This is a genomic window from Luteimonas sp. A537, assembly GCF_054052065.1.
In genome coordinates, this window is record NZ_JBSVRH010000002.1 from 221,833 (window position 1) to 248,064 (window position 26,232).

The window sequence follows — 26,232 nt, forward strand, 5'->3', positions numbered from 1 at the left end:
GACACGCGCGGCGGCGGCCGTTAAACTTGCGGCCATGACCGAATTCATCCCGCCCGGCACGCGCTTCATCGACCTCCCCTCGCCATTCGCCATGAAGCGTGGGGGCGAGCTGTTGCACGGACGCATCGCCTGCGAGACCTGGGGCACCCGCAACGCCGCGGGCGACAACTCGATCCTCATCCTCGCCGGCCTGTCGCCGGACGCGCACGCAGCCGCCAGTGCCGACAACCCGGCGCCCGGCTGGTGGGAGGCCATGCTTGGGCCGGGCAAGGCGATCGACACCAACCGCTGGCACGTGGTCTGCATCAACGCGCTCGGCAGTTGCAAAGGTTCAAGCGGCCCCGCGTCGATCGATCCCGCCACCGGTCGGGCCCATGGCCTCTCGTTCCCCGACGTCGCCATCGAGGACATTGCCGACAGCGCCGCGCACGTGGTGCATGCGCTCGGCATCGAGCGCCTGGCCTGCGTAATCGGCAACTCCATGGGCGGCATGGCGTCGCTGGCGCTGCTTGCGCGCCACCCGGGCATCGCCCGCAGCCACGTCAACGTCTCCGGCGCCGCGCGCGCGCTGCCGTTTTCGATCGCGATCCGCTCCCTGCAGCGCGAGGCCATCCGCCTGGACCCGCACTGGAACAACGGCGACTACAGCGAAGAACGCTATCCCGACAGCGGCATGCGCATGGCGCGCAAGCTCGGCGTGATCACCTACCGTTCGGCGCTGGAATGGGACGGCCGCTTCGGGCGCGTGCGCCTGGATTCCGACCGCCGCGACGACGAAGACCCCTTCGGCCTCGAGTTCGAGGTCGAAAGCTACCTGGAAGCGCATGCGCGACGCTTCGTGCGCAACTTCGATCCCAACTGCTATCTGTACCTCAGCCGCTGCATGGACTGGTTCGATATCGGCGAATCCTGTGGCGGCACCACGGCGGAAGGGCTTGCGCGCATCCGCGTCGAGCGCGCGCTGGCGATCGGCGTCCACACCGACATCCTGTTCCCCCTGCAGCAACAGGAAGAGATCGCCGACGGCCTGCGCGCCGGCGGCGCCGATTCGACCCTGTTGCCGCTGGAGTCGCCGCAGGGTCACGACGCCTTCCTGGTCGACTTCGCGCGTTTCTCCCCGGCGATCGGCGACTTCCTGGGTGGGCTCTGAGCCCGCGCACCGCGCCTGCGGAACACGCCGCGCATGCTGCAGCGCGGCGACCCGCCAGCCCCGGGCGTCGTACACTCGGGCCATGACCCAGCCCAGCGAACGCGCCCCCGACGCGCTGCCCGACATCGATTTCCCCGGCCGCGAGCTGCTGGTCGCCGGCATCGACGAAGCAGTCGGCGCGGGCGACGGCCATGCGGTCACTGCCGCGCTGCGCAAGTTCATGTGCGGGGTGATCCGCGATCCCGCGGTGCGCCTGCCCGCCTTCATCCATGAACCGGTCACCGACCACTACGCCCGCCGCGAGCTGTACCGCAGCGCCAGGCACGGCTACAGCGTGGTCGCAATGACCTGGGGGCCGGGCCAGGGCACGCCGATCCATGACCATGCCGGCTGCTGGTGCGTGGAGGGCGTCTGGACAGGCCAGCTGGAGATCAACCAGTACGAGCTGCTCGAGCGCGACGGCGAACGCTTCCGCTTCCGCTCCGCGGGCGGGATCCAGGCTGGCCCGGGCAGCGCCGGCAGCCTCATTCCGCCGCACGAATACCACACCATCCGCAACGCCGATCCGGATGCGATCGCGATTTCCCTGCACGTCTACGAGGCGCCGCTGGAGCTGTGCTCGCGCTTCGAGCCTGTCGCCGGCGAGTGGTACGCGCGCCGCGACAATGCGCTGCACACCGACGTGGCCGCCTGAGCGACGCAGGCGTACCGGCAGGCGGCACGCAGCCGCTATACTTGCCGCCCGCGCCGAAGTGGCGGAATCGGTAGACGCAGCGGATTCAAAATCCGCCGGCCTTAAAACCGTGTGGGTTCGAGTCCCACCTTCGGCACCAGATACTGCTTGTGCGCGTTCCACGAGGTGCAGCCCACGGCCTCCAGGGAGGGGTAGGAATTTTCCTACCCTGATTCGGGACGCACGCCGATACCGGCAAACCTTGCTTGCGGCGATCCTGTGCTGACCGGCAGCACAGCGCACCAACGGATGGAGCGCCGCCTACACGGAGTTACGGCCGTGGCCATTGGCCACGGTGCTGGGCCGGCGCCTCTTTTCATGCCTCCCGTGGCCACGCGCCCGGCGCGGCATCCGCCAGGCCGCTACCATGGCCGCATGTGCCTGATTGCGCTCGCATGGCGCCAGCATCCCCGCTATCCGCTGGCCATCGCCGCCAACCGCGACGAGGCCCACGCGCGGCCGACTGCGGCCGCAGGCCTCGACCCTGGCGATCCCGCGGTCTACGGTGGCCGCGACCTGGTGCAGGGCGGCGGCTGGCTGCAGGTCTCCACCTCCGGCCGCCTGGCGGCGGTCACCAATGTCCGCAACGGCCTGCAAACAGAAGCGGCGCCGCGCTCGCGCGGCTGGCTGGTGCGCGACTTCGTACGTGGAACCGCGGGCGCACCGGAGTTCACCGCCGGGCTCGATGAACGCGCGGACGAGTTCGGGCCATTCAACCTGCTGGCATTCGACGGCACCCGCCTGGCCTTTGCGAGCAACCGGCCGGCGGCCGCCCATGCGCTGGTGGAACCGGGCCTGCACGCCATGTCCAACGGTCCCTTCGACGCCGCCTGGCCCAAGAGCGGGCTGGCCACGCACGCGCTGGCGTCGTGGCTGGAATCCGGACTGTCGAAGCTCGATCCGCTGTCCGCCCCCGAGTCGCTGGAACCGCTGTTCACCGCGCTCGCCGATACCACGCTGGCGCCCGACGATGCCCTGCCCGACACCGGCATCGGCCTGGAACTGGAACGGAGGCTGTCGCCGCCCTTCGTCAGCAGCGACGACTACGGGACGCGCTGCAGCACGCTGGTGCTGGCCGGCGAGGATGGCTTCGTGTTCGCGGAGCGCCGCTTCGGACCCAGGGCGATCGTGCTGGGCAGCAGCCTTGCCTTCGTGCCGCGACCGCGGTCTTGAAGGCCTGGCGCGTCAGGGCGAGCTTGCGCGGCAGCGCAGCGGCGCATTGTCTTCCAGGCCCTGTTCCCAACCATTCGGCCGGCGCATGGCGATGGTGTCGTTGATGCAGGCGCGATCGGCCCCTTCGCGCATCGCGGTCGACGGCCCGGGCAGCAGCACCACGCCACCGCCGCTGGAGGCACCGACCTCGACCCGCCCGGTTTCTTCGGAATGCATGTCGTCCTGGTCATCACCGTCGCCTTGATCCGGCTTTGCAACGGCGGCGACCGTCGGCTGCTGCCGCTCCTCGGGACCGAAGGCGGCACCGGTGACGTGACGAACGATGTCGGCAAGCAGGATGCCGCCCGCCACCGCGAGCAGCATCGGCAGCAGGAACGACCAGGGCGTGACGTCGGCGCGCAGGCGGGCAGGACTCATGGGCGTTCGCTCTCCGGGTTCGCCAGGCCGGCCAGTCGTGCGGCCAGATCCCATTGCCACCAGACTAGCGCTTCAACCATCCCGGACGCGCCTCGGGAAAACCCGTATGGGACGTACATGTGAAAGGCTCAGTCGTCCAGGTTTCCCTGGTCGGCTGAGCCTTTCGTCGTCGAAGCGATTGCGTACGGGCCGGAGCCTTTCCGCTTTTTCTTCGACGCCTGCGACGATAGCGCAGCTCCTGTTATGGGAACGTCAATCGAGGCGACCGTTCGTCGGCGGTGCCGGCCAAGGCCACCAGCCGCGGCCGCTGAGCGCATAGCGGTCGGCCGCGCGCTCGAAGCGGTTGCGCACGCCAATCCCGCCGCACGCGAAGTACAGCGGCAGGAACAGCGGGCCCAGCACCATGTATTGCAGCACATGGGCGCGCTCGTGATCGGCGAGCCGCACCGCGGGCTGCTCGCACAGTCCCGCACGATGCGCGTAGGTCATGCAATCGCAGTCGATGCTGTCACCGGTATGCAGGATCACGTTGCCCAGGGTCATCGCACCGCCGGGGCCCCACGGCACGCCATCGAAGACCAGCGCCAAATCGCGACTGCGCAGGCTGCCGCGCGCGCCGAATGGAAGCGCGGCGATCCCGACCAGCAAGCCGATCATGGTATTAGGCAGCGTCCACGCCATGCCCACTGCGCCCACGACCAGCCGTAGCGCGCGCATTGCGGGGCCGGCTAGCCGTCCTCGGGCATCAACAGCCACAGCACCAGGTACACGAGGATGCCCGGGAATGCGATCGACAGCGCCGAAAACACCACGTAAAGCACGCGCAGCAGGGTAGAGTTCAACCCGAACCTGCGCGCAAGGCCGCCGATCACGCCGGCGAGCACGCGGTCGTCAAGCGGACGGCTGAGACTGGGCCGGTCCGCGCTCATCGCTGCCCCAGCCACTCGTGGATCGCGCCCGGGACTTCCTTCTGCGCGCGGCCGGAAACGTAGATGCCGATGTGGCCACCGCGGAAAGAAAGTTCGGAATAGTCGCTGGTGCCGACCAGCCCGCCGAGCGGCCTGGACGCCGACGGCGGCACCAGGTGGTCCTGTTCGGCATAGATGTTGAGCACCGGCATGTCTATCAGCCCGAGGTGTACCTCACGGCCGCCGATATCGATGCCGCCTTTGACGAACCCGTTGCCCTGGTAGAACTGCTTGATGAACTGGCGGAAGGCTTCGCCGGCCTGGTCGGGCGAATCGAAGATCCACTTCTCCATGCGCAGGAAGTCCTCCATCGCCGCCTTGTCGTCGAGGATGTCGGCCATGCCCACGTACTTCTGGACGAACAGCCGCCAAGGTTTCAGCGTCAGGTAGCACATGTTCATGAGGTCGGCGGGCACGTTGCCCAGGGTGTCGACGAACAGGTCGACATCCATCCCGCGGGTCCAGTTGGACAGCATGTTGTCCGGCGTGTGGAAATCCACCGGCGTGACCATGGTGATCAGGTTGCGCACCTTGCCGGGATTGAGCGCGGCATAGCTGAGCGAGAACGCGCCGCCCTGGCAGATCCCGAGCAGGTTGACCCCATCCAGGCCGTACTCCGCGCGCAGGTGGTCCACCGCGCCACCGATGAAGCGCTCGATGTAGTCCTCCAAGGTGAGGAAGCGGTCGGAGCGGTCCGGGTAGCCCCAGTCGATGATGTAGACGTCCTCGCCGCGCGCGAGCAGCTGTCGAACCAGCGACTTGTTGTCCTGCAGGTCGACCATGTAGGGGCGGTTGACCAGCGCATAGGCAATGAGCAACGGCACCTTCGCGGTGGGTACGCGATCACCGATGAAGCGGTAGAGCACGACCTTGCCGTCGCGCCAGACCTCCTGTTTTTCGGTGGCGCCGAAGTCGACGTCATCGACCTCGCGCAGCACCTGCAGGCCGGCGGCGAGCTTCTGCTGCAGCCGCATCGCTTCTTCGGCGAGTCCCGCCGGGGTGATGTTGAGCGGACCGTACATGTCAGCGCTTCCCCTTCTTCGCAGTGCCGGTCACTGTTTTCCTGGCGACTTTTTTCGCGGACTTCTTCGCCGCCTTTTTTGCCGCCTTTTTTTCCGCCTTCTTAACGGCCTTCTTCGCCGCCTTCTTCGAGACCGTCGCCGTCGACTTTGACTCCGGCTTCGATCCGATCGGTTCCGGCGCGCGCGGCACCGCACCGGCTATCGCGCCGCCGAAGCTACCGGCAGATGACCGGGACGCCTTCTTCGCGCCCTTCGCGGGGGCGGCGGCCGCGGGACGTTTCCCGACCTTGGGCTTCGTGCGCTTGGCAGCCCGCTTGGCCACGGGCGTCGCCGCACTCCTGACAACGCTGTCCGCCGCGCGCTTCACGACCGGCGACGCCGCGCTCCTGGCAGCTTGCTTCACAGTGCCTGCCGGTGCGCCGCTGCCCTGCCCCTGTGCCACCGCATCACGCAGCTTCCGCACCTCGCGCTCGAGCTGTGCGAGCTTGCGGTGCGCACCATCAAGCTCGCTGCGCGTGGGCATGCCCCACTGCGCGCAGGCTTCCTCGACCATGCGCTGCACCCCGGCGCGCACGCGCATCTGCGCGTTGACCAGGCGCCCGTAGACCTCGCGGAATTCGGGCGACAGCGCGATCACGGCATAAGCCTCCTCGGCGGCGTCGATCCACAGGTCGAACAGCGCGCGCGCGGTCTGCAGCTGGCGGCCGGGCTCTTCGCGTTCGATCAGCTTCGACTCGAAGATGGCGAACGCTTCCTGCTGGGCCTTGAGCATCAACGCGCTGTAAGCGTTGGACGCTTGCTGGTATTCGGCCACGTGGGCCGCGAGCGCCTGTGCGCGCTCCTGCTTTTCCCGGTCGGCGCCGAAGGCCGGCATCCGCAGCCAGGAGAGGCCTTCGTCGCGGAGCGAATCCAGCCACGGCGACGCGTCCTCCATCCACTGCTCAAGGCCCTGCAAGCCGTTGCCGCGCAGCGTGCGCAGCATCTCCGGGAACGGGTTCCCACCGGCCGCTCCCAGCGCCTCCTTCCAGGCACGGGCCACGTCGGCCGCGCTCGATTCCTGGCCGGAAAAGCGCGCCGCGACTTCCTGCATCCGCGCATACCACTGCCGCGCCTGGCTGTTGAAATGCGCGAGGGCATCGTTGGTCCCGGTGTGGTCGCCATGTGCCAGCCGCGTCCACCAGTCCAGCGATTCCTGCCACGCTTCCGCGCCCGGGGGCACGACCTGCGGACCGCCCATGCCGGGCATGCCGCCCATGCCCTGGATGCCGCCGATGCCCGGGATTCCTCCCATGCCCGGCACTCCACCGGGACCAGGCACCGCATTCCGCAACGCGTCGCCCAACGCGGCCCAATAGCGCCGTGCCAGTGATTCGAAATCGTCCCGTGGATTCCCCGACATCACGCGCCTCCGTCTGTTCGCTCCGATCATAGCAACCGCGGATGGCGGTGCCTGCGCGGTCAGGGTTTCGGGATGCGAATGGTCTTGCTGATCATCAGCGAGCCCGACAGCGCGTACACCAGCACCAGCGGGTGCAGCTGCCACGGACCAAGCTGCCATTGCCCAAACCACACATCGCTGCCCAGTGCGCCCTGCCAGGCGGCCACGGCCAGCAGCAGTACGATGCCGACGCTGCTCGGAATCGGCGCACCTTCGAAGTACTTCACCTTGTCGCCGCCATCGGCCAGAGTCTCGGCGGTGACGTTGTAGCGTGCCAGCCGGCTGACACCGCAGCCGACGAAGTAGCTCAGGATCACCCAGTCCCAGCCGCCCTGCAGGCCGCAGGCGTAGCCGAGCGCGGCCGGGGCGACGCCGAAGGAGATCACGTCGGCCAGCGAGTCCAGCTCGCGGCCCAGGGTGGACGCGACCTTGCGCCAGCGCGCGACGCGGCCGTCCAGCGCGTCGAACACGAAGGCCAGCGGGATCAGCGCCATGCCCAGCATCAGGTCACGGATGCCGTTCGCCCCCGCGCCCTCCTGCAGGTAGCGCATGGCCGCGAAGATCGCACCGGTGCCGCAGACGGCGTTGGCAAGGGTGAACCAGTCGGCGAGGTGGAAGTCGCGGATCATCGAGAAATGGCGCTGCCGGGTCATCGCCGCTCCGTCGCGGGGAAAAGGACTGCCAGCATGCCAAATCCGCCGTTGGCGTGGAGTAGTCGCAACCGGAAGCCCCGAGTCGCGGCTATAGCCGCTCCCACACCGGCACAGGGCGCTGTGTAGGAGCAGCTATAGCTGCGACCGGCATCTGCATCGTGTGCCCGACACCCCATCGTATGACCGGTCCGCTCATTCACCGTGACCGCACCCCGTCGTGCGTCCTGCCCCCGATCAATCTCAGCGCGGAACCGCCAGGTGCGAAGCCTCCAACACCCCTGCCCCACGCGGCATCGCCTCGACCACCGCATCCACCGGCAGCGGCGCGCCATCGAGGTGGGCGTCGACGCGGTCCAGCGCCGCGTACACATAGGGCAAGAGCGGCAGGTAGCGCGCGCCGTAGTCGGGCAGCGGCAGGAAGCCGTCGAAGTGCTGCACGTTGCGCACCTGCCAGTAGCGCACGTCGCGGCCGGCGGCGCGGGCCTGGGCGACGTAGGGTGCGCTGCTGAACGCGACCGGGATCAGGCCGTCGTCGAGGCCGTGCACCACGATCACCGGCAGCCCGGCACGCGGTGGCGCGGCACGGGTCGCCGCGATGCCGGAGCGGACCCGTTCGGCGTCCGCGCCATCACCCGTCCACAGCGCGCGCAGGCACTGCAAGCCCTTGAGCGTGAGGTCGGGCGGCGCCAGGCCGGCGTCGACCAGGCCCACGCCCGAACCCGGGGGAATGCCGCTGGCCTCGGGCCACCAGGCGGCGCGCTCGGCGGCCGTGGCCGCGCGCGGCATGAAATCGGCGCCCTGGGCCGCGAACGAGAAGCCGCATGGACCCTCGCCCACGCCGTAGCGGCCGTAGGCGCTGGCGTAGGTCGCAGCCACCGCGCGCCACAGGTCGAAGCCCGCCGACAGCGCGCCGGCGCGGAGCGCTTCATCACTCCAGCCGGCGTCGCGCAGCGCGTCATGCGCCGCACGCGCCTGGCTCGCGGTATCGGCACCCGGCAGCAGGCCCTCGGCCGCCAGCGATGCGCAGCGCGCCGCGTACAGCGGCCGGACCTGGTCGAGCAGCGGCGGCTGCGGCAGGTTCTCCATATCCAGCAGCGCGCAGGGCATCAGCAGCGCGGCCTCGGTGGTGTAGTCGTACAGAGTGCGCGCGCCGGGCGCATCGACGTGGACGTTGGGCTCGCCCGCCACCACGGCGTCGAGCCAGTCGCCCTCGATCTCGGCCGCGCGCAGCACCGCGCCGCCGCCATTCGAGATACCGACCGCGATCACCCGCGTGTTGTCGAAGGTGAAGGGCGCCTGCGCCGGCAGGGCCTCGTCCAGGGACTGCAGCGCGAACTCGGCGGCCTGCTTCACGTGCCGGCCCCAGTCGGCCTCCGGATTGTCCTTCGAATGCGCGTGCTTGAAGGCGACGCCGGTGGCGGCGCCCGCGGCATCGGGCACGAAGGCGATGTCATCGGCCGTGCCGATGGCCACCGCGCGACCATCAGCGCCGAAGCCGATGCCGGCGTCGAGGTCGAAGTAGTCGCTGCCCGCGCCCTTGTCGGTGTAGGCCACCGCGCAGCCACGCGGCAGGGCCCAGGCGCCGGCGACGGCAATCGAGCCGTAGATGCCGCGCGATCCCGAGGAGGCTGTCACCACCACGCAGCGCTTGGCGGCATCGAAGGCATCGGGCAGCTGCACTAGGACGCGGTGCGGATGCTTCGCGCCCGGAACGGTGGCGTAGCCCGAGAACTCGCGCCCGGGCACCGCCGCGACGCTGCCGTAGAGCTCGCCATAACCACCGGATGGCCCCAGGTCGGCAATGCCGCGCCAGTTGCTCCACAGCGCGCGGCGACGGAGCTCGGCGACGGTCGGCGCTTCGGCGTCGGCAAAGGCCGGAGGCACCATCTGGCGCAGGCCGTCGATGCCCAGCCCGGCGGTGAGCAGGTCGTCGCCGTCACGATGGGTGCTGCTGCGCTGGTGTTCGAACATCAGGGTCTCCGTGGTCGCGTCGCCGGCCATGTCGCGCGTGCCGGTGGAAGCGCAGCCGGCGGTGATCACGGCGGCGGCCAGCGCCGCCAGCGCGAGCAGGCGCGTCCCGGATGCGGTCGGGGTCGGGTCCGTAGTCTTGCGCACGCGCGCCACCTTCTTGAGCAGGGAATGCAGGCACCGTAGCAGCGCCCGGTCCGACCGGCATCGTACTTTCGTACGCAGTGGAGCGGCACATGGATTTGCTACCGTGGACATCCTTCCCCCAGGCCACGCCGACATGACCGACACCTTTCTTTCCGGGCGCACGGCGCTCGTGACCGGCAGCACCTCGGGCATCGGCCTTGCCATCGCCTGTTCGCTGGCCGAAGCCGGGGCGCGGGTGGCGATCAACGGCCTCGGCGACGACGCCCAGGTCAAAGCGGCGCTCGACGCCGTGCAGGCCGCCGGTGGCAGCGACGTCCGCCACTTCGACGCCAATCTCCTCGATCCCGAAGCCATCGCCACGATGATGGCCGACATCGACGCCTGGTCGCCCATCGACGTGCTGGTCAACAACGCCGGCATCCAGCATGCGGTGCCGCTGGCCGACATGCCGATCGGCAAGTGGGACGCGATCATCGCGATCAACCTCAGCGCCGCCTTCCACACCATGCGCCTGGCCATGCCGGGGATGGCGGCGCGCGGCTTCGGGCGGGTGGTGAACATCGCCTCCGTGCACGGCCTGGTGGCCTCGAAGGACAAGGCGCCGTACGTCGCCAGCAAGCACGGCATCGTCGGCCTGTCGAAGGTGGCGGCGCTGGAATACGCCGCGACCGGCAGCCGCGACAGCGGCGGCGTGACCGTGAACTGCATCTGCCCGGGCTGGGTGGAGACGCCGCTGATCGAGCCGCAGATCGAGGCGCGCCGGAACGGCGGCAGCCGCGACGAAGGCGTGCGCGCGCTGCTGTCCGAGAAGCAGCCCAGCCTGCGCATGACCCTGCCCGCCGAGATCGGCGCGCTCGCCACCTGGCTGTGTCGCCGCGAGGCGCACAACGTCACCGGCGCCTCGTTCCCGGTCGACGGGGGCTGGACGGCGCAGTAGCAGACCCGGAACCCGCGCCCCATGGCCACCCTGCTCATCGCCGACGACCACCCGCTGTTCCGCGCCGCCATGCGTGGCGCCGCGGTCGAGGCCGAGGCCGGCACCGAAACCATCGAGGCCGGAACGCTTGACGCCACCCTGGCGGCGCTGGAATCGCGCCCCGACATCGACCTGGTGCTGCTGGACCTGCACATGCCCGGCAACCACGGGCTGGCCGGCCTGGCCGCGATCAGGGCGCAGTTCCCGGCTGTCGCGGTGGTGCTGGTCTCGGCCAACGAAGACCCGCGCGTGGTGCGCCGCGCGCTCGACCACGGCGCCGCCGGCTACATCCCCAAGAGCGCCGGCCTGGACGAAATGCGCGACGCGATCCGCAGCGTGCTGGCCTGCGAGGAATGGCTGCCGCCGGCGCTGCGCGGTGCTGTTGCGCGCGCGCAATCCACGCCTGGCGATACGGACCTTGCCGCGCGCCTGGCCAGCCTCACCGCACAGCAGTTCCGGGTGCTGGCACTGGTCGCCCAGGGCCTGCTCAACAAGCAGGTCGCGGACCGCCTGGATGTGCAGGAGCGCACGGTGAAGGCGCACCTGTCGGCGATCTTCGAGAAGCTCGGCGTGCGCAACCGCACCCAGGCCGGCGTGATACTGCGCGAACTCGAGCTCAGCGACCCGTCGCGCCAGGTCGAACGCGCCGACTGAGCTGCGCGCTCAGATGCGGGAAAACGCCCAGGACTGCATGCGTCCTTCGCGATAGGGCATGACGCCGTGGAAGGCGCGCGGGTCGTTGTCGAACACCAGCGGCACGAAGTGGCGATCGCCCTCCCACAGCGGCAGCTCGAGCACGCGGTCGATGTCGATCCATTCCAGCGTGCCTTCCGGGTTCGACGCCGGCGGCGTGCCGGTGAACCCGGTGACCAGGAAGACGAAGGCGAACCAGTCCTCGCCGTGCTTGCCGAAGCCCGGCCAGCTGATGGTGCCGCGCAGCTGCAGCTGCGTGCATTCGATCGCGGCCTCCTCGCGGATCTCGCGACGCATGCCGGAAAGCGCGTCCTCGTCGGCTTCGATCTTGCCGCCCAGCCCGTTGTACTTGCCCAGATGCTGATCGCCGGGACGCGCGTTGCGATGGACCATCAGCACCCGGCGGCGGTCGGGCGAAAGCACGTAGCCAAGCGTGGCCAGGATCGGGGTATAGGGCATCGGACTGCGGAATGCGCGCTGTGGACTGTGGACAGCCGGTGATTGTAGGCGCTCAGCCCGCAGACCCGGGCCTGACCCGCATGCGGCCGAGCATCGATTTCAGCGCCAACGGCCGCACCGGCTTCTGCAGCAGGCCCAGGGCATGCTCGGCGACTTCGCGGCGCACCGCATCGGTGGCGTCGGCGCTGAGTACCAGGGTGGGCACGGCACCATGGCGCGCCGACAGCTGCAGCCAGGCGCCGATGCCGGTCTGGCCGTCATCGAGGTGGTAGTCAAGCAGCCACAGGTCGGCGGGACGCGCGGCATGCGCGGCGAGCGCCGCCCCTGCATCGGCGGCGAGGTCGACGCTGCAGCCCCAGCCGCGCAGCAGGGCTGCCAGCGATTCCAGCGCCATCGGGTCGTTGTCGAGCAGCAGCACGTGGGCGCCGCCCAGTCCCGCCCGCGTGGCCGGGACAGCGGCGGCTTCGGCCGGCGTGGCGACCGTTGGCAGCGCGATGGCGAAGACCGTGCCGACGCCTGGACGGCTGCGCAGCTCGACGCTCGAACCCAGCAGCCGCGCAATGCGTTCGGCGATCGCCAGGCCCAGACCAAGCCCCTGCCCGCCCGCGCCTTCGCCACGGCGGAACTCCTCGAAAATCAGCGCCTGCTGCCCGATGTCGATGCCCGGACCGGTGTCGTGCACTTCGATCCGCAATTGGCCGCCCGCGTGGCGCACGCCCAGCAGCACGCGGCCCTGCCCGGTGTAGCGCACCGCGTTGGCAAGGAAGTTCTGCAGCACGCGGCGCAACAGCTGCGGATCGCTGTGCGTCCATGCATCGCTGGCGACGTGGTCGAAGCGCAGGCCGCGGTCTTCGGCCAGCGCGCGGAACTCCGAGGCCAGCGGCTCCAGCACTTCGGCCAACGGGAAGTCGCGCGGCTGCGGCACCAGCCCGCCGGCCTCCAGGCGTGCCATGTCGAACAGGCCGGTGAGCAGGTCGGTGGTGGAGTCCAGTGCGCCACGGATCTGCCCCAGCGAAGCCTTCTGCCGACCTTGCACCTGCTCGGCCAGCGCGTCGGTGAACAGCTGCGCCGCGTGCAGCGGCTGCAGCAGGTCATGCCCGACCGCGGTCAGGAAGCGGCTCTTGGCCTCGTTGGCGCGCTCGGCTTCGCGCCGCGCCTGGTCGAGGCTGGCGGTGCGCTCCTCGACGCGCTGCTCCAGCGTCTCGTTGCTGCGCTTGAGCTCGGCCTCGGTGCGGCGGAAGGCGGTGACGTCGGTGAAGGTGGCGACGAAGCCGCCGCCCGGCATCGGGTTGCCGCGGATCTCGACCATGCCACCGTGCGGGAACACGCGTTCGCTGACATAGGGCGTGCCGGCCTGCATGTGCCCCAGGCGCTTTGCGGACTCGCCCTCGACACGCGCACCGACATCGCCGACAAGTCCGCGGCCCAGGTTGTGCGAGACCAGCTCCGCCACGGGCACTCCGATGCGCAGCAGCCCCGGTGGATAGCCGAACAGCTCCGCATACGGCCGGTTCCATGCCACCAGCCGCAGCTCACGATCGACCACGCTGATGCCCTGGCTCATGTTCTCCAGCGCCGCCTGCAGCACGCGCTGGTTGAAGCGCAGGTCCTGCGAGGCTTCACCGACGATCTCGGCCACGGTGTCGAGGTCGGGGCCAGCCTCGCGACGCGCGGCGTCAAGCAGCAATCGCGCCGAGGCGCTGCCCAGCACCGCGGCCAGCTCGCGCTCGAAGCGCGCCTCGATCAGCACCGGCACCGGGCCGCTGTGCGGCGCGCCGCGCAGCAACTCATCCACCGCACGCACTGGCAGGAAGCGCCGCCCGGCCTGGCGCAGCGTACGCAGGTCGGAGCCGCGCGCCACGTCGCGATCCGGCGAGGACAGCCAGGCCGACAGCACCAGCATGGTCGCCGCACCCACGAACAGGCTGGCGCCCACCGCCCGCCCCAGCCGGCTCCAGCCGGTCAGCCCGAACAGCGTGTCCGGGGCCAGCCATGCAATTCCAAAGGGACCGGCCGCCAGCCAGTCGCCACTGCCACCGGCGAGCTCGACCTGCATCGGCGCCAGCGTCACCCAGGCCCAGGCCAGGAAGCCGGCCAGCACTCCCCACGTTGCCGCGACCGCCGGCGTGCGCGTGCGCCAGACGGCGCAGAACAGCGCAGGTGCCAGCGTCGCCAGCGCCGAGAACGAGACCGCGCCGACGTCGGCGAGCGACTGGTTGCCGCCGATCACCCGGCTGTAGGCCCAGGCCAGCAGCATCACGCCCAGGATGCCTGCGCGGCGCAACGCCAGCACCGCGCCGCGGCGGTCGTCGCCTCCGCGCCCGGCCGACCACGCGCCGCGCAGCAGGCCGGGCGTGAACAAGTGGTTGCCGATCATCAGGCTCAGCGCCAGCGTACTCACCACCACCATGCCGGTGGCCGCACTCAGACCGCCAAGGAACGCGAACAGCGCCAGCCCGTGGTGGCCCAGCGCGGCCGGCAGCGCCAGCGCGTACATGTCCGGCGGCACGCTGTCGCCCAGCAACGCCGTGCCCGCTCGCGCCAGCGGCAGCGTCGGCAGCGCGATCAACACCAGATACAGCGGAAACTGCCAGCGTGCGGTGAGTACGTGGCGCTCGTCGCGACATTCGACCACGCCGACGTGGAACTGGTGCGGAAGGATGAACATCGCCAGCGCGCCCAGCAGCACCAGCGGGATGAAACCTCCCACCGGCGCCGGCGGCGAAGGCACCTTCGCGACTTCGATCTCGCCCAGGCCGAACCAGACCAGCGCACCCAGCGCCAGCATCGCCACCAGCTTGAACAGCGATTCGAAAGCCATCGCCAGCACCAGGCCGCGGTTGTGCTCGGCCGCGCTTGCGCGCCGGGTGCCGAAGGCCATCGCGAACACTGCCATCGCCAGCGCCACGTACAGCGCGCCGTCGCGCCAGGGCGCGATCGCCGTACCGACTTCGCCGCCCGTGGTCAGCGTGGCGAAGCTCATCGTCACCGCCTTCAGCTGCAGCGCGATGTACGGAACCATGCCCAGCAATGCAACCAGGGTGACCACCGCGGCAAGCCACGGATCCTTGCCCAGGCGGGTGGCGATCAGGTCGGCGATCGACGTCGCATTGCTTTCGCGCGCCAGTCGCACCAGGCGCAGCATGAATGCGAAGGCCACGATGTAGAACACGATCGCGCCGAGGAAGGTCGGCGGCAGCGGCCAGCCGTAGCGCGCGGCCTGGGTGACCGTGCCGTAGAAGGTCCACGAGGTGCAGTGCACCGCCAGCGACAGTGCATAGACGTGGCGCCAGTGCCGCGCCAGCGTTCCCGGCCGGCGCTCCGCATAGACCGCGACGCCGAACAGCAGCGCAAGCCACAGCACCGCGGCCGCGACCACCACGCCGACGCTCAGCATTGCCGCCAGCCTCTCAAGCCTGTGTCCCCAAAGCGCCTGTCCCCGCTCAACCGGACCCAGAATAACGCAGCGGCGGGCCGAAGCCCGCCGCCGTGATCACCGCCTGGATACAGGGCGATCAGAAGTTGTAACGCACCGACATGTACCAGTTGCGCGGCAGGCCGTAGTAGGCGGTCTGGATGTTGCCCACGCTGGCGAACTCCTGGCCTTCGGTCTTGTAGACCTCGTCGGTCAGGTTGCGCACGCCGGCGCGGACCTGCCACACGTACTGCGGCGAGTCCCACACGCCGAACGCACCAAGCAGCGTGTACGCGCCCTGGCTCAGCACGGCGCGGTTGTCCACCGACAGCCAGGTCTTGCTGCGGTAGGAGGCATCCACGCCGACGCCGAGGTGGCCGCCATCGCCCAGCGAGAAGCCCTGCTGCAGCGCGATGCGGGCCGTCATGTCAGGCGAGAACGGCACGTGGTCGTGGTTGAGGTTGGGATCGAAGCCGGGATACGTCGGATCAAGGCGGAAATCGTCGAAGCGGTCGTACTCGGCATCCAGCCAGCCGACTTGCGCGCTGAGCACGGTGGCTTCGCCGAAGCGCGCACTGCCCTCGAACTCGATGCCCATGATGTCGAGCTCGGCCGCGTTGAGCACCGGGAAGGTGCCGACGTCTTGCGAGACGCGCGCCTGGAAGTCGCTGTAGTCGCTCTTGAACGCCGCGACGCTGCCGCGCAGGCGGCCGTCACTGGAGCTCGCCTTCAGGCCGAGCTCGTAGGTCCAGACGTACTCGGGATCGAACTTCGCGTTCTGGGTGTCATAGACGGTGTTGGCGCGGCCGTTGAAGCCGCCGGACTTGAAGCCGCGGTTGGCGGACACATAGCCCATCAGGTTGTCGCTGAAAGCCTTCTGCAGGCTCACCGACGGCGTCACCGCGGTCCAGTTGGCCTTGGCCTTGAATGCCACGGTCTCGTTGATGCCCTCGAAGCCTCCGCCCCAGAAGGTGCTGGTCGTGCGGTCGTATTCCTTCTCGTCGCGCGTCCAGCGCACGCCACCGGCGAGGTTCCAGGTCGGCGCGAACTCCCAGTTGGCATGGGCGAACGCGGCGACGCTGGTGGTGGTCAGGTCATCGTCGATGGTGCGCAGGAAGGGAACCGGCGCGCCGAACAGCGCGAACAGGTCGTCGGCGTAGGCTTCCTGGTAGGACGGCACGTCCTCGCGCATGTAATAGGCACCAAACGTCGCCTGCAGATTGCCACCGTTGTCGTACTGCAGCTGGAATTCCTGGCTGGTCTGCTCCTGGTCGAGCGACACCAGCACGTCGCCCAGCTCGAACTCGCTGGCGTCGATGTCGATGAACGAGTCGGTCTTCAGGCGGCGATGCGAGGTGATGCTCTTGAGCAGCCACTGCTCGCTGACATCCCATTCCATCGACAGCGAGGCGCCCGAATGCTCAAGTTTCTGGCCGTGGCCGGGCGGCAGGAACGAGGTCTGCGAACGGTGGTTCCATTCGCCGGTCTCGCCCGGCTGCAGCACCACGGTGCCCGGGAGACCGATGAGCGGGTAGCCCAGGTCGGTCTGCAGCAGCGGTGCCATCGGCCGGCCCATGGTCGGCGCGGCGTCCTGCTCGGTGTGGTCGAACGACAGCGTGGCGCGGAAGGTGTCGCTGGGCTGGAACGCGATCTTTGCGCGGATGGCCTGGGTGTCGTCGTTGTTGTAGTGGCGGCCGGTGACCGTGTCGCGCACGTAGCCGTCGTTGCGGATCGAGGCCACGGCGACGCTCGCGGCGACGGTGTCGCTCAGCTGGCCGCTGGCGTAACCACGCACTTCCTGGCGGCCGTAGTCGCCGATCGTCAGCTCGGCCGCGCCGCCGCTGTGCTCGAAGGGATCACGGGTGGTGATCTTGATCGCGCCGCCGGTGGAGTTCTTGCCGTACAGCGTGCCCTGGGGGCCGCGCAGCACTTCGACCTGCTGGACGTCGAACAGCGAGAACATCGAGCCGTTGATGCGCGAGTAGTAGACGTCGTCGACGTACATGCCCACGCCCGGGTCGAAGCTCTGCAGCGCGTCGGGCTGGCCGATGCCGCGGATGAAGACGTTGACGCTGTTCGCCGAGCCGCGGCCCTGGACGATGTTGAGGTTGGGCACCGCGCCCTGCAGGCCGCTGACGTCGCTGGCCTGGAGGTCCTTCAGCTCTTCCTCGCCGAACGCGCTGACCGCGACCGGCACGTCCTGGATGGACTCGACGCGGCGGCGGGCGGTGACGGTGATGGTGTCGAGGTCGGTGGCGCTGCTCGCGGGCTGGGCCTGGGCCGGAACGGCGTCCTGCGCATGCAGGGTGGGCGCGGCCAGGGCCACGACGATCGCCAGGCTGAGTGAGGTGGCGCGGATCTTGGCAGGCTTCATGGGGTCCCCGGGAAATGCTGGTAGCGCGCGGCCGATTGCCGCGTGGTGCCAAGACTAGGGAGGCGGCGCACGCGGCGGCATCGTACCTTCGGACAATGGGCCGCGACCGCGGCTGGCGGGAACACTGTCGCCCGTGGAGTCGTGCGCCGCACGATCGAAGGGTTGCCGATGTCGTTCCTGATCGTGCTCGCTGCGCTGGTCTTCCTGATGTACGTCGCCTACCGCGGCCACAGCGTGATCCTGTTCGCGCCGATCGCGGCCCTGGGCGCGGTATTGCTGACCGACCCCTCGCTGGTGGCGCCGATGTTCACCGGCCTGTTCATGGACAAGATGGTCGGCTTCCTGAAGCTGTACTTCCCGGTCTTCCTGCTGGGCGCGGTATTCGGCAAGCTGATCGAGATCTCCGGCTTCTCCAAGTCGATCGTCGCCGCCACGATCAAGGTGGTCGGCGCGCAGCGGGCGATGCTGTCGATCGTGATCGTCTGTGCGCTGCTCACCTACGGCGGCGTCTCGCTGTTCGTGGTGGTGTTCGCGGTGTATCCGTTCGCCGCCGAACTGTTCCGCCAGAGCGACATCCCGAAGCGTCTGATCCCGGGCACCATCGCGCTGGGCGCCTTCACCTTCACCATGGACGCGCTGCCCGGCACGCCGCAGATCCAGAACATCATCCCGACCGCGTTCTTCGGCACCAACACCTGGGCCGCACCGATACTGGGCACGATCGGCGGCGTCTTCATCATCATCGTCGGCCTGTCCTACCTCGACTGGCGCCGACGCGTGGCGCAGCGCGCCGGCGAGGGCTACGGCGACCCGGCCACCCTGCTCAACGAACCTGCGCCCTTCGTCGGCGACCGGCTCGCACACCCGCTGATCGCGCTGCTGCCGCTGGTGATGGTGGGCGTTGCGAACCTGGTGCTGACCCGGCTGATCCCGGGCTGGTACGGCGACAGCCACAGCTTCATCCCCGCGGTGGTCGGCAACCCGGCGCCGGTGGTGCAGGAAGTGGCGAAGATCGCCGCGATCTGGGCGGTCATGGGCGCACTGCTGATCGGCATCGTGACGGTGCTGGTGTTTGCCTGGAAGACGGTGTTCAAGCACTTCGCCGAAGGCACGAAGTCCGCGATCGGCGGCGCGCTGCTGGCATCGATGAACACCGCGTCCGAATACGGCTTCGGCGCCGTGATCGCCGCGCTGCCCGGCTTCCTGCTGGTTGCCGACGCCCTCGGAGCCATCCCCGACCCCCTGGTCAACGAAGCAGTCACGGTGACCGCGCTGGCCGGCATCACCGGTTCGGCTTCGGGCGGCATGTCGATCGCGCTGGCCGCCATGGCCGACACCTTCATCGCCAACGCCAACGCCGCCGGGATCCCGATGGAAGTGCTGCACCGCGTGGCATCCATGGCCTCCGGCGGCATGGACACCCTGCCCCACAACGGCGCGGTGATCACGTTGCTTGCGGTCACCGGCCTGACCCACCGCCAGGCCTACAAGGACATCTTCGCAATCACGATCATCAAGACCATCGCTGTATTCGTGATCATCGGCGTGTTCTACGCGACCGGGCTGGTCTGAGCAGCGCCCTGCGCGCTATTGCGCCCATCCTGGCGCCGTCAGCTATCCAAAGCCCAGGTAGCGCGCCATCGCACCAGCCGCCTGTTCGCGCGAACCACACGCCTGCTCGGTCATCGAAGTGCAGATCGCACGCATCATCCCGAGCACGAGCCGGCGTGCGTCCGGAGAGAGCGTAGCCAAAGCCTCCAAAACGAACTGCTGGTCCGGAACCTCAGTGTGAGGCACACCCTCAAGGCGCGCGTGGACGCCCCCATCCGCCCGTCCGCTGATCAGCCATTCGATGCCTACCCCAAGTGTCCCGGCGAGCTGCATCACCCGCGAGAGGCAAGGTGCGTGTCCCGCGGGACGCTCCCAGTGTCCGACGGCGCTGGCTGTCACCCCGAGCCTCGCGCCCAACTCGGATTGGCTCCAACCCTTGCGTCGCCTTGCCGAGCGGATCCGGTCCGGCAGTGTTCCCCTCATGTTTCCCCCAGTGTCGTCCGTAACACCTGCTGACATCCTAGGCAGCTGCCGCGGCAGGGCCAAGTACGGGGAAGCTGCACTTTCGCGAGAGCCGTCACGGAACGGGACGCTCCCAGCTCGGTTCAAGTCGCGAATTCATGCACCAGTCGCCCTCGCGCGGCGATGTCGATGGTCGAGAGGTCGATGACGCGGTCCGCGCATGCGATGGTTTCACTGCGGTGTGCGATGACCACTCGTGTAATACGGAGTTGCCGGAGTGCAACGTTGATACCGGCTTCGGTCCGCGCATCGAGATGGCTCGTTGCTTCATCGAGGAACAGGATCGAAGGCTGCCGGTACAGGGCGCGAGCGAGGAGCAGCCGCTGCTTCTGCCCCCCCGAAAGAGAAGAGCCCATGTCACCGATCAGACTGTTGTAGCCCATTGGCATCGCCCGGATCGCCTCATCCATGGCCGCCATCCGTGCGCACGACACCGTCCTCGCCATATCGACTTTTTCATCGAAGAAAGCGATGTTGTCCACGATCGAGCCTGACAGCAGCTGGTCCTCCTGCATCACCGCCGCGACCTGCCGCCGGTACCGGTCAAGCCCGACCTGGCGGAGCGGAACACCGTCCACGAGGACCTCGCCTTCCGTCGGATCGAGGAGACCGAGCATGAGCTTCATGACCGTCGTCTTGCCGTAGCCTGACGGTCCTACAATCGCGACGAACTCCCCCGGTCGGATGTCGAGCGACAGTCCAGACACAAGGTCCCGGCCCGCCTCCGCGTAGCGAAAAGCGATGTTCCGCAGCTCCAGCGCACCCTCGACCCGATGATTGGCTGCGGCGCCACCACCAACATCTTCCCGCTTGGACAGGGCCACGTCGCCCACGCGATCGAAATGGAGCGAGAGCATCCTGAATTCGATGCCCTTCTCCACCAGCGAGGAGAACTTGCCCATGAACTGGGTCTTGTAGGCGATGAACGCGAACAGCATTCCGACGCTGAATCCACCGGCCACGACGAGCTTCGCCGCGACATACACGACCACGATGTTCTCCACGCCGAAGAGCAGCCGGTTGATTCCGCGATAGGACACGTTGAACACGCCGAGCCTGAGCTTCTTGTTGGTCGCGTTGGTGAGGAGGTTACGCCACAGCCCTTCGCGCTTCGCTTCAGCACCGAACAGCTTGATCGTCTGGATACCACGTACGGTTTCCATGAAACTGGTGTTCTCGTTCGCGCGGGCCATGATTTCAGCCATCGAGGCATCGCGCAGCGAGCGATACATGATGAGGCGAACCAGCGCATAGAGAATCGCGGCAACGACCACGATGGAGGCGAGCAAACGGCTGTAAATGAAGAGCACGACCACAACCGCAACCACCATCACTCCATCGATCAGCGCCTCCACCAAGCCCTTGGTCAGCAGGTCCTTGACGTATGACAGCGATCCGAAGCGCGAGACAATGTCACCCATGTGGCGCTTCTCGAAGTATGCGAGCGGAAGCCGGACCAGGTGGTGGAACAGATTAACGGTCATCTGGAGGCTCATGAGGCTTCCAAGATGGAGCAGTGCAAGGCCGCGAAGTCCTTCGGCGATCACCTCGAAGACAAGCAGCATCGAGAACCCTAGCGCGAGTACGAGCAACAGCTGCATGTCGGACGTCATGAGGACATCGTCCACGACCAGCTGCATGTAATAGGGTCCCGCGATCATGAGCGTCTGCAACACGATCGAGAGGCACAGCACCAGCGCCAGGTAGCGCTTCAACCCCACGACGTTGGCGCAGAAGTCTGCCAGCCCCAACGCTTGGCCCGGTGCCTTGACGGAAAAGTCACGGGTCGGCGTCAGTTCCAATGCAACGCCCGTGAATCGCGCAGACAGCTCCTCGCGGCTGATCCACCTGTGGCCCGAAGCCGGGTCGAATACAAGAAAGCCACGCCGCGACACTTTGGCCAGAACCACGAAATGGTTGAGGTCCCAGTGCAGGATCGCCGGTCTGGACAACAAGGCAACCTGGTCAAGCTCGAGCCGGAGTGCGCGTGCGGCAAGGCCGAGCCTGTCGGCGAAATCCACCAGGTCAGCGAGGGTGGTCCCCGCCATGGACACGGAGAACAGCCGCCGGAGTTCAACCAGGCTGACGTGATGACCGTGGAATCCGGCCACCATGCCCAGGCAGGCAATCCCGCATTCGGCCGCTTCCGACTGCTGCAGGAGCCTGACCTCTCGCCGCGCGAAGAAGCCGATCCCGGGCACGGCCGCGCTCATTGGAATCGACCCTTGATGCTGAAGACAGGGTCGAAGAGCCAGCGCACCAGCGACCGCTTCTCGGTAATGATGTCCGCTTCAAACTCCATCCCGGGCCGGACCGTGAAACTCCGCCCGTATCCACGGACCGACGCGTCGGTGAGTTCGGCAAAGACCCTGTACGACGGCTCCGTCTGTCCTGCATGCCCCGGGCGTTCGGCTGCTTCGGGATAGACCAGCGTGTCCCCTACCTGGACCACTCGTGCGGTTTGCGATCCAAAGCGCTGGTACGGGAAGGCGTCGAGCCGGATCCGGACCTGTTGGCCGGATTCGACGAAACCCACCGCGCTCTCGGGCAGGTGGAGGACCGCATGCAACGAGCTGTCCTCCGGAACGATATTCATCACGACCTGGGCAATCGCGAGATGCTGGCCTTCGCGTGCGACGATGCCGCTCACGCGCCCCGAAACCGAGGCCTTCAGTTCGCTCGCATGATCACCGCGCACGCGTACCAACTGGTTGGCGGTATCCGCTTTCTGCGCCTCCAGGCGCGCAACCGCATCGCGGTGATCGCCCGGGAGCGCAGCGTACTCGTCGGCAATGGCCTGCCGCTGGTGGCGCAAATCGATTTCACGGGTCACGAGCTCCTCGCGCTGCTGCGACAGTGCCAGCGTGACATCCTCCTGTCGGCGGATCTCCAGCTGGGACGCGTAGCCCTCTCTCCCGAGCGAGGTCAGCTTCGCCAGCAGGTCCTGGTTGATCACGATCCTGCGATCGCTCGTCGCCAGCTGTCCGCCGATGGAGTCAAGCTGCCTCTCGATGAGGGCCTGCCGACCGGTGATCGCCTCGACCTGCATGACGTGGCGCCCCCGCTCGTTGTCGATCTGCTCCTCGAACCCGGCCTGCATGCGCTCGAGCTCCGCCACGATCGACTGGTTCATGTCTCCCACGCCCGGTACGAAGCTGTCGGAACGCGTCAGCATGAGCGTCTGCCCGGCGGCAACCAGGTCGCCTTCCCTCACTGCCACCCGTTCCACGACCCCGCTCCCCTGCGTGCGCACCTGGATCAGCCCCTTGACTGGCTCGATCACTCCCCGCACCCGCTCCTTCCGTGAATACTCCGAGATCGACAGGAACGTCACGGCCAAGGCGATGACCACGAACATCGACCAAGCGGCCCAGACAAACGGAAGTGGACGGGCCAGCAGGACGTTTCCCTCCAGCCCGGGCGTCCGCGCACGCTGGACCTCCTTGCGGAACAGTTCGCCCACGCCTCCTCCTAGACCTGGCTGGTCAGGGCCGGCCGTGGCGTTGGCGCGACAGTCATCGACGTGGCGCTGTCCCCGGCTGGCCGGGGGGAATCACAGCGCAATGCCTCGTCGATCATCAGGTCGAAGTTGCCGCCGCCATTGGCGAGGCGATGGAGGAACATCGCGATACCAGCCGAGCCGCTTGCGTAGTCACAGTTGAGCTTCAGCCCGTTGGCATCGGGGAACGCGATCCCATCCTCCCGCTCCACGGCAAAAACCCGGATTCCAGAGGCGCAGCGGTGCGCACGGTCCACCAGCGACGGGTCTCCAAGGAACTCGGCGGCGTCGAGCAGGTAGTTGCCCAGTCCCGCGAGGCCCAGATAGAGGCCTGCCCCGACGGCGTACTTGTTGGACACCGCCGGCAACGTGCGGCGCACCAGATCCGCATAGTCCGTGCGCCCGGTCACAGCGTAATAGCGCAGCGCCACGGTCCCGACCCCTGCACTGCCGAACGCGATGTACGGATACAGGATCGACCCCTTGCTGGTGCGAGGAAAGCCCAAAGATTCTTCTGAAATCCGGCCCGCGGCGACATCGAATGCGAGCGCCGAGGCACCCGTGTCCAGATACGCCTGCTTTCCGGTCACGCAGTGCAGGTAGAGCAGGAAGAGTGCGATTCCGGCCCCACCTTCGTGGAGGCCGATGGGCGCACCATCGTCGTCATCCGGCGACGTCCAACAGACGCCGGAGTCGACCTCCATCGCGCGGCTACAAAGGACCTCACCCATTTTCTCGGCCTCCGCCAGCCAGGATGCCTCGCCGTACCTCAGCCAGAACTTCAGGCAGGTATATCCGTAACCTGCCGTGCCGTGACCTAAAGACATGTCCTCGAACAGCGACCGGTGGTGGCCAACCTTGCGAAGCTCGCGCTTGGCCTCTGCATCACGCCCGAACTCGGCAAGGACCCATGCCGTTCCACTGGCGCCGTCCAATAGCCCGACGCGTCGCTTGCCACCGCCCGCGGACATTTTCCCCAGATACCACTCTTCGAAACCCGACGGCGCTGCGCCGGTGATCCTGGACACGGCCCTGGCGATTCCGGCCATGCCCTGATCCAGCGCGAACGCATCATCCATTCTGGAGCCCGCAGGAAAGACACGCTCGCTGCGCGAGAGGTCCATGTGCGCAAGGCAGTAGCTGGCAACACCGGATGCGGCAACCGTGCAGAAGTGCGCCAGTCCGGCCGCCGCGACCTGTGGCGGCCGCTCGAATCCCACGACACCGTCCGTGGATAGGTGTTCGAGCAGGCCTGCGGCCTCATCGAGAGACAGGCTTCCGGACAGCAGGCCGAGTGCACATTCGGCATAGCCGGTCGGCAGCCCGATGTCGCGACGCAGCTCGTCGAGCAGCTCGCGTGCGTAGCTGGGCTTGAGCGCCATGACAGCCGTGTTCGGCATCATCATCGCCACCAGGATGCATCCGACGGCATAGACGTCGTCGACAAAACCGGCTCCGGGCTGGTCGAGCCGCTCGGGGCGACCGAAGCCGGGCGTAAACAGGTTAACCGGGGGATCGACGCCAACCTCATACGCGCCCTCGAAGTCGATCAGGCGCACGCGCTGCGTTTCCGCATCGACGATTACGTTGTTCGTGGACAGATCCCCGAAAACGATGCTCCGTTCGTGGAGCCTCGCGACCACCTCGATCAGGTTCCGTGCGATCGTGGCGGTCTGGTGGATCCAATTTCGCATGGCCACGTCGGTGGTCCCGGAGTGGACCAGCTTGCTGGTGCGGGCCTGATGCTCCCGGAGCGTATGTCCCGGGATCCGCTCCTGCGCGAGGAACAGGTGCGTCCACTCCTGGAACAGCCCCAGGGGCTCGGGTGCAATGCCGCTCCCGGCGAGGAGCGTCAGCAACCGGAACTCCCTGCGCAGGCTGTCGGCCGCCGAAGGGCCCGAGGCGCTGCCGACGAAGGGGCGAGCTTCCTTGATGATGACAGGGGTACCGTCGGAGAACGTTTCCCCTATGTAGACGCCGCCGAAGTTCGAGAACTTGATCGCGGCATCAATCCTGTAGGCGCAACCAAAGACGTCCGGCGTAGACTGGTCCACCGGGCTGCCTTCCCCGGTGCATGCGCCTGGTTCGTCTTCGATCCCCGGAACCGGGCCGACGAACGCGGGCGGGGTGAAGCGTGCCGAGCGCACATCCTCGATCAGCTGAAAGCGATCGTTGAGGATGCAGGCCGTCCCGTCCCGACCGTTCAATCCGGAGATGTCGATGAACCCTCCGTAGCGATAGTAGACGACGGTCGAATCCCGGTATTGACGGTCGGAGAGTACATAGGGACCCTCAATGCCGTGCGTCGCGGCGTGGAGTGCTTCCAGCATGGCGACGAACGTCGACTCCTCCTGCGGGTAGATGGTTATGAACTTGCCCGACTGGGACCGCTTGCAGCTCTTGCCCAGCAAGTGCCGCAGGATCCCGGGGTCGCTGGCGAACTTGAACTCCGTGTCGTGGGCGATGCAGACCGGCGCCACCAGCCCCAGGGTGTCCATGGCCTGGTCGACCGTTGACGAAACGTGGATCTTCCAGCCCTGCACCGTCGTGGTCGGAACCGGGCGGATGGCCTGTGTCCAGAAGTAGTCCTGCCTGAGCCTCCAGTCATGAGGCAGGGCGGCATGTGCTCGCCGGAGATAATCGTCCGAGGGCTTGCGTGCACTGTAGGGGATGAAGAAATCCGGATGCAGGTTCAGATCGCGCATGGCGGCTCCTGGCGACGGGCTGGTTCCGTATCAAGCACCAGGGCCCTTGGGCGGGCCCTGGCGCCCATGCCCGGCAAGCCGGGGTCGGCATGGATTACAGCTGCTTCGCGGAGTCTTCCTTCGGACAGCCACCGCTGATCGTGCTCCACTCGCTGGCGCCGACGCCGCCACAGTCACGGCTCATCGTGCTCCACGCCGCCGCATCCACGTCGCCCTTGCGGCCGCCGCTGACCTGCTCGAGCTCCTGCAGGCCCAGGACCTTCATCTTGTCGTTGTTCATCGCAAATTCCTTCTCGTCTGATTGTCGATGGTGGCTTCGAAGCGTCGGTTCCCCGAGCATTGAATCCACTCGCGTATCCGCTCACACCG

21 protein-coding genes and 1 tRNA gene are annotated in these 26,232 nt (G+C 67.9%); 7 read left to right on the plus strand and 15 right to left on the minus strand.

From position 1 onward, the window contains the following. The first annotated feature begins 34 nt into the window (after window positions 1–34). The 4 genes from metX to ACW7GZ_RS04905 all read left to right on the plus strand — a co-directional run bounded on the left by metX (window position 35) and on the right by ACW7GZ_RS04905 (window position 3,056). Window positions 35–1,150, plus strand: a complete 1,116-nt coding sequence (gene metX / locus ACW7GZ_RS04890) for a homoserine O-acetyltransferase MetX (protein ID WP_457003621.1) — start codon at window positions 35–37, stop codon at window positions 1,148–1,150. Window positions 1,151–1,232: 82 nt separating this feature from the next. Next, window positions 1,233–1,844, plus strand: coding sequence for a cysteine dioxygenase (locus tag ACW7GZ_RS04895; protein WP_457008164.1), 612 nt, complete (start codon window positions 1,233–1,235; stop codon window positions 1,842–1,844). A gap of 52 nt (window positions 1,845–1,896) precedes the next feature. Continuing rightward, window positions 1,897–1,983: transfer RNA gene (locus tag ACW7GZ_RS04900), tRNA-Leu, on the plus strand. A gap of 275 nt (window positions 1,984–2,258) precedes the next feature. Further along, window positions 2,259–3,056 (plus strand): NRDE family protein, encoded by a 798-nt coding sequence (locus tag ACW7GZ_RS04905; RefSeq protein ID WP_457008166.1) that lies wholly within the window; start codon window positions 2,259–2,261, stop codon window positions 3,054–3,056. A 12-nt stretch (window positions 3,057–3,068) separates the two neighbouring features. Here the strand turns inward: ACW7GZ_RS04905 and ACW7GZ_RS04910 are convergent, their stop codons facing one another. The 7 genes from ACW7GZ_RS04910 to ACW7GZ_RS04940 all read right to left on the minus strand — a co-directional run bounded on the left by ACW7GZ_RS04910 (window position 3,069) and on the right by ACW7GZ_RS04940 (window position 9,669). Further along, window positions 3,069–3,473: a hypothetical protein gene (locus tag ACW7GZ_RS04910; RefSeq protein ID WP_457003615.1), complete on the minus strand. Its 405-nt coding sequence runs from the start codon at window positions 3,471–3,473 to the stop codon at window positions 3,069–3,071. A 252-nt stretch (window positions 3,474–3,725) separates the two neighbouring features. Further along, complete coding sequence (locus ACW7GZ_RS04915; RefSeq protein ID WP_457008168.1) at window positions 3,726–4,190, minus strand: hypothetical protein; 465 nt, start codon at window positions 4,188–4,190, stop codon at window positions 3,726–3,728. 11 nt (window positions 4,191–4,201) lie between these two features. Further along, window positions 4,202–4,402 carry a PspC domain-containing protein gene (locus tag ACW7GZ_RS04920; RefSeq protein WP_457008170.1) on the minus strand — a complete coding sequence of 67 codons (201 nt, stop codon included), beginning with the start codon at window positions 4,400–4,402 and terminating at the stop codon, window positions 4,202–4,204. After that, window positions 4,399–5,463 (minus strand): class III poly(R)-hydroxyalkanoic acid synthase subunit PhaC, encoded by a 1,065-nt coding sequence (phaC, locus tag ACW7GZ_RS04925; protein ID WP_457008172.1) that lies wholly within the window; start codon window positions 5,461–5,463, stop codon window positions 4,399–4,401. The genes ACW7GZ_RS04920 and phaC overlap by 4 nt, the downstream gene beginning before the upstream one ends. A gap of 1 nt (window position 5,464) precedes the next feature. Then, entirely contained in the window at window positions 5,465–7,021 is a 1,557-nt protein-coding gene (gene phaE / locus ACW7GZ_RS04930; protein ID WP_457008613.1) for a class III poly(R)-hydroxyalkanoic acid synthase subunit PhaE, read from the minus strand. Beyond that, window positions 6,922–7,554 carry a CDP-alcohol phosphatidyltransferase family protein gene (locus ACW7GZ_RS04935; protein WP_457003608.1) on the minus strand — a complete coding sequence of 211 codons (633 nt, stop codon included), beginning with the start codon at window positions 7,552–7,554 and terminating at the stop codon, window positions 6,922–6,924. The genes phaE and ACW7GZ_RS04935 overlap by 100 nt, the downstream gene beginning before the upstream one ends. Window positions 7,555–7,794: 240 nt before the next feature. Next, on the minus strand, window positions 7,795–9,669 hold the full coding sequence (locus tag ACW7GZ_RS04940) for a 3-hydroxybutyrate oligomer hydrolase family protein (protein ID WP_457003606.1): 1,875 nt from the start codon (window positions 9,667–9,669) through the stop codon (window positions 7,795–7,797). 103 nt (window positions 9,670–9,772) lie between these two features. On the opposite strand from ACW7GZ_RS04940, the gene ACW7GZ_RS04945 reads away from it, so the two are divergent. Further along, window positions 9,773–10,606, plus strand: a complete 834-nt coding sequence (locus ACW7GZ_RS04945) for a 3-hydroxybutyrate dehydrogenase (protein WP_457003604.1) — start codon at window positions 9,773–9,775, stop codon at window positions 10,604–10,606. A gap of 21 nt (window positions 10,607–10,627) precedes the next feature. After that, window positions 10,628–11,299 (plus strand): response regulator, encoded by a 672-nt coding sequence (locus ACW7GZ_RS04950; protein WP_457003603.1) that lies wholly within the window; start codon window positions 10,628–10,630, stop codon window positions 11,297–11,299. 9 nt (window positions 11,300–11,308) lie between these two features. On the opposite strand, the gene ACW7GZ_RS04955 is transcribed toward ACW7GZ_RS04950, so the two are convergent. The 3 genes from ACW7GZ_RS04955 to ACW7GZ_RS04965 form a co-directional block, all read right to left on the minus strand. Further along, window positions 11,309–11,797, minus strand: coding sequence for an NUDIX hydrolase (locus ACW7GZ_RS04955; RefSeq protein ID WP_457003601.1), 489 nt, complete (start codon window positions 11,795–11,797; stop codon window positions 11,309–11,311). Between the two features lie 52 nt (window positions 11,798–11,849). Beyond that, window positions 11,850–15,194 (minus strand): hybrid sensor histidine kinase/response regulator, encoded by a 3,345-nt coding sequence (locus tag ACW7GZ_RS04960; protein WP_457008174.1) that lies wholly within the window; start codon window positions 15,192–15,194, stop codon window positions 11,850–11,852. A gap of 118 nt (window positions 15,195–15,312) precedes the next feature. Beyond that, a complete protein-coding gene (locus ACW7GZ_RS04965) occupies window positions 15,313–17,586 on the minus strand; it encodes a TonB-dependent receptor (protein ID WP_457003597.1) in 2,274 nt (757 codons plus the stop codon). A 168-nt stretch (window positions 17,587–17,754) separates the two neighbouring features. Here ACW7GZ_RS04965 and ACW7GZ_RS04970 point away from each other — a divergent pair, with 168 nt between their 5' ends. Further along, the gene (locus ACW7GZ_RS04970) at window positions 17,755–19,158 is read left to right on the plus strand and encodes a GntP family permease (protein WP_457003595.1); all 1,404 of its coding nucleotides are present in this window, start codon (window positions 17,755–17,757) and stop codon (window positions 19,156–19,158) included. Window positions 19,159–19,200: 42 nt separating this feature from the next. Here ACW7GZ_RS04970 and ACW7GZ_RS04975 read toward each other — a convergent pair whose 3' ends face one another. From ACW7GZ_RS04975 to ACW7GZ_RS04995, 5 genes are all read right to left on the minus strand, one after another. Beyond that, complete coding sequence (locus ACW7GZ_RS04975; protein ID WP_457008176.1) at window positions 19,201–19,656, minus strand: helix-turn-helix domain-containing protein; 456 nt, start codon at window positions 19,654–19,656, stop codon at window positions 19,201–19,203. An 86-nt stretch (window positions 19,657–19,742) separates the two neighbouring features. Further along, window positions 19,743–21,872: a peptidase domain-containing ABC transporter gene (locus tag ACW7GZ_RS04980; RefSeq protein ID WP_457003591.1), complete on the minus strand. Its 2,130-nt coding sequence runs from the start codon at window positions 21,870–21,872 to the stop codon at window positions 19,743–19,745. Then, on the minus strand, window positions 21,869–23,122 hold the full coding sequence (locus tag ACW7GZ_RS04985) for an HlyD family secretion protein (protein WP_457008178.1): 1,254 nt from the start codon (window positions 23,120–23,122) through the stop codon (window positions 21,869–21,871). The genes ACW7GZ_RS04980 and ACW7GZ_RS04985 overlap by 4 nt, the downstream gene beginning before the upstream one ends. Window positions 23,123–23,130: 8 nt before the next feature. After that, window positions 23,131–25,863, minus strand: a complete 2,733-nt coding sequence (gene lanKC, locus ACW7GZ_RS04990; protein WP_457008180.1) for a class III lanthionine synthetase LanKC — start codon at window positions 25,861–25,863, stop codon at window positions 23,131–23,133. Between the two features lie 94 nt (window positions 25,864–25,957). Beyond that, a complete protein-coding gene (locus ACW7GZ_RS04995) occupies window positions 25,958–26,143 on the minus strand; it encodes a hypothetical protein (protein ID WP_457003586.1) in 186 nt (61 codons plus the stop codon). Window positions 26,144–26,232: the final 89 nt, after the last annotated feature.

What these genes read in the sequence shown, in the direction of transcription:
- metX (WP_457003621.1), top strand. Translation starts at nt 35, where the DNA reads ATGACCGAATTCATCCCGCCCGGCACGCGCTTCATCGACCTCCCCTCG.
- ACW7GZ_RS04895 (WP_457008164.1), top strand. Translation starts at nt 1,233, where the DNA reads ATGACCCAGCCCAGCGAACGCGCCCCCGACGCGCTGCCCGACATCGAT.
- ACW7GZ_RS04905 (WP_457008166.1), top strand. Translation starts at nt 2,259, where the DNA reads ATGTGCCTGATTGCGCTCGCATGGCGCCAGCATCCCCGCTATCCGCTG.
- ACW7GZ_RS04910 (WP_457003615.1), bottom strand. Translation starts at nt 3,473, where the DNA reads ATGAGTCCTGCCCGCCTGCGCGCCGACGTCACGCCCTGGTCGTTCCTG.
- ACW7GZ_RS04915 (WP_457008168.1), bottom strand. Translation starts at nt 4,190, where the DNA reads ATGCGCGCGCTACGGCTGGTCGTGGGCGCAGTGGGCATGGCGTGGACG.
- ACW7GZ_RS04920 (WP_457008170.1), bottom strand. Translation starts at nt 4,402, where the DNA reads ATGAGCGCGGACCGGCCCAGTCTCAGCCGTCCGCTTGACGACCGCGTG.
- phaC (WP_457008172.1), bottom strand. Translation starts at nt 5,463, where the DNA reads ATGTACGGTCCGCTCAACATCACCCCGGCGGGACTCGCCGAAGAAGCG.
- phaE (WP_457008613.1), bottom strand. Translation starts at nt 7,021, where the DNA reads ATGGCAGCTTGGTCCGTGGCAGCTGCACCCGCTGGTGCTGGTGTACGC.
- ACW7GZ_RS04935 (WP_457003608.1), bottom strand. Translation starts at nt 7,554, where the DNA reads ATGACCCGGCAGCGCCATTTCTCGATGATCCGCGACTTCCACCTCGCC.
- ACW7GZ_RS04950 (WP_457003603.1), top strand. Translation starts at nt 10,628, where the DNA reads ATGGCCACCCTGCTCATCGCCGACGACCACCCGCTGTTCCGCGCCGCC.
- ACW7GZ_RS04955 (WP_457003601.1), bottom strand. Translation starts at nt 11,797, where the DNA reads ATGCCCTATACCCCGATCCTGGCCACGCTTGGCTACGTGCTTTCGCCC.
- ACW7GZ_RS04960 (WP_457008174.1), bottom strand. Translation starts at nt 15,194, where the DNA reads ATGCTGAGCGTCGGCGTGGTGGTCGCGGCCGCGGTGCTGTGGCTTGCG.
- ACW7GZ_RS04965 (WP_457003597.1), bottom strand. Translation starts at nt 17,586, where the DNA reads ATGAAGCCTGCCAAGATCCGCGCCACCTCACTCAGCCTGGCGATCGTC.
- ACW7GZ_RS04970 (WP_457003595.1), top strand. Translation starts at nt 17,755, where the DNA reads ATGTCGTTCCTGATCGTGCTCGCTGCGCTGGTCTTCCTGATGTACGTC.
- ACW7GZ_RS04975 (WP_457008176.1), bottom strand. Translation starts at nt 19,656, where the DNA reads ATGTCAGCAGGTGTTACGGACGACACTGGGGGAAACATGAGGGGAACA.
- ACW7GZ_RS04980 (WP_457003591.1), bottom strand. Translation starts at nt 21,872, where the DNA reads ATGAGCGCGGCCGTGCCCGGGATCGGCTTCTTCGCGCGGCGAGAGGTC.
- lanKC (WP_457008180.1), bottom strand. Translation starts at nt 25,863, where the DNA reads ATGCGCGATCTGAACCTGCATCCGGATTTCTTCATCCCCTACAGTGCA.
- ACW7GZ_RS04995 (WP_457003586.1), bottom strand. Translation starts at nt 26,143, where the DNA reads ATGAACAACGACAAGATGAAGGTCCTGGGCCTGCAGGAGCTCGAGCAG.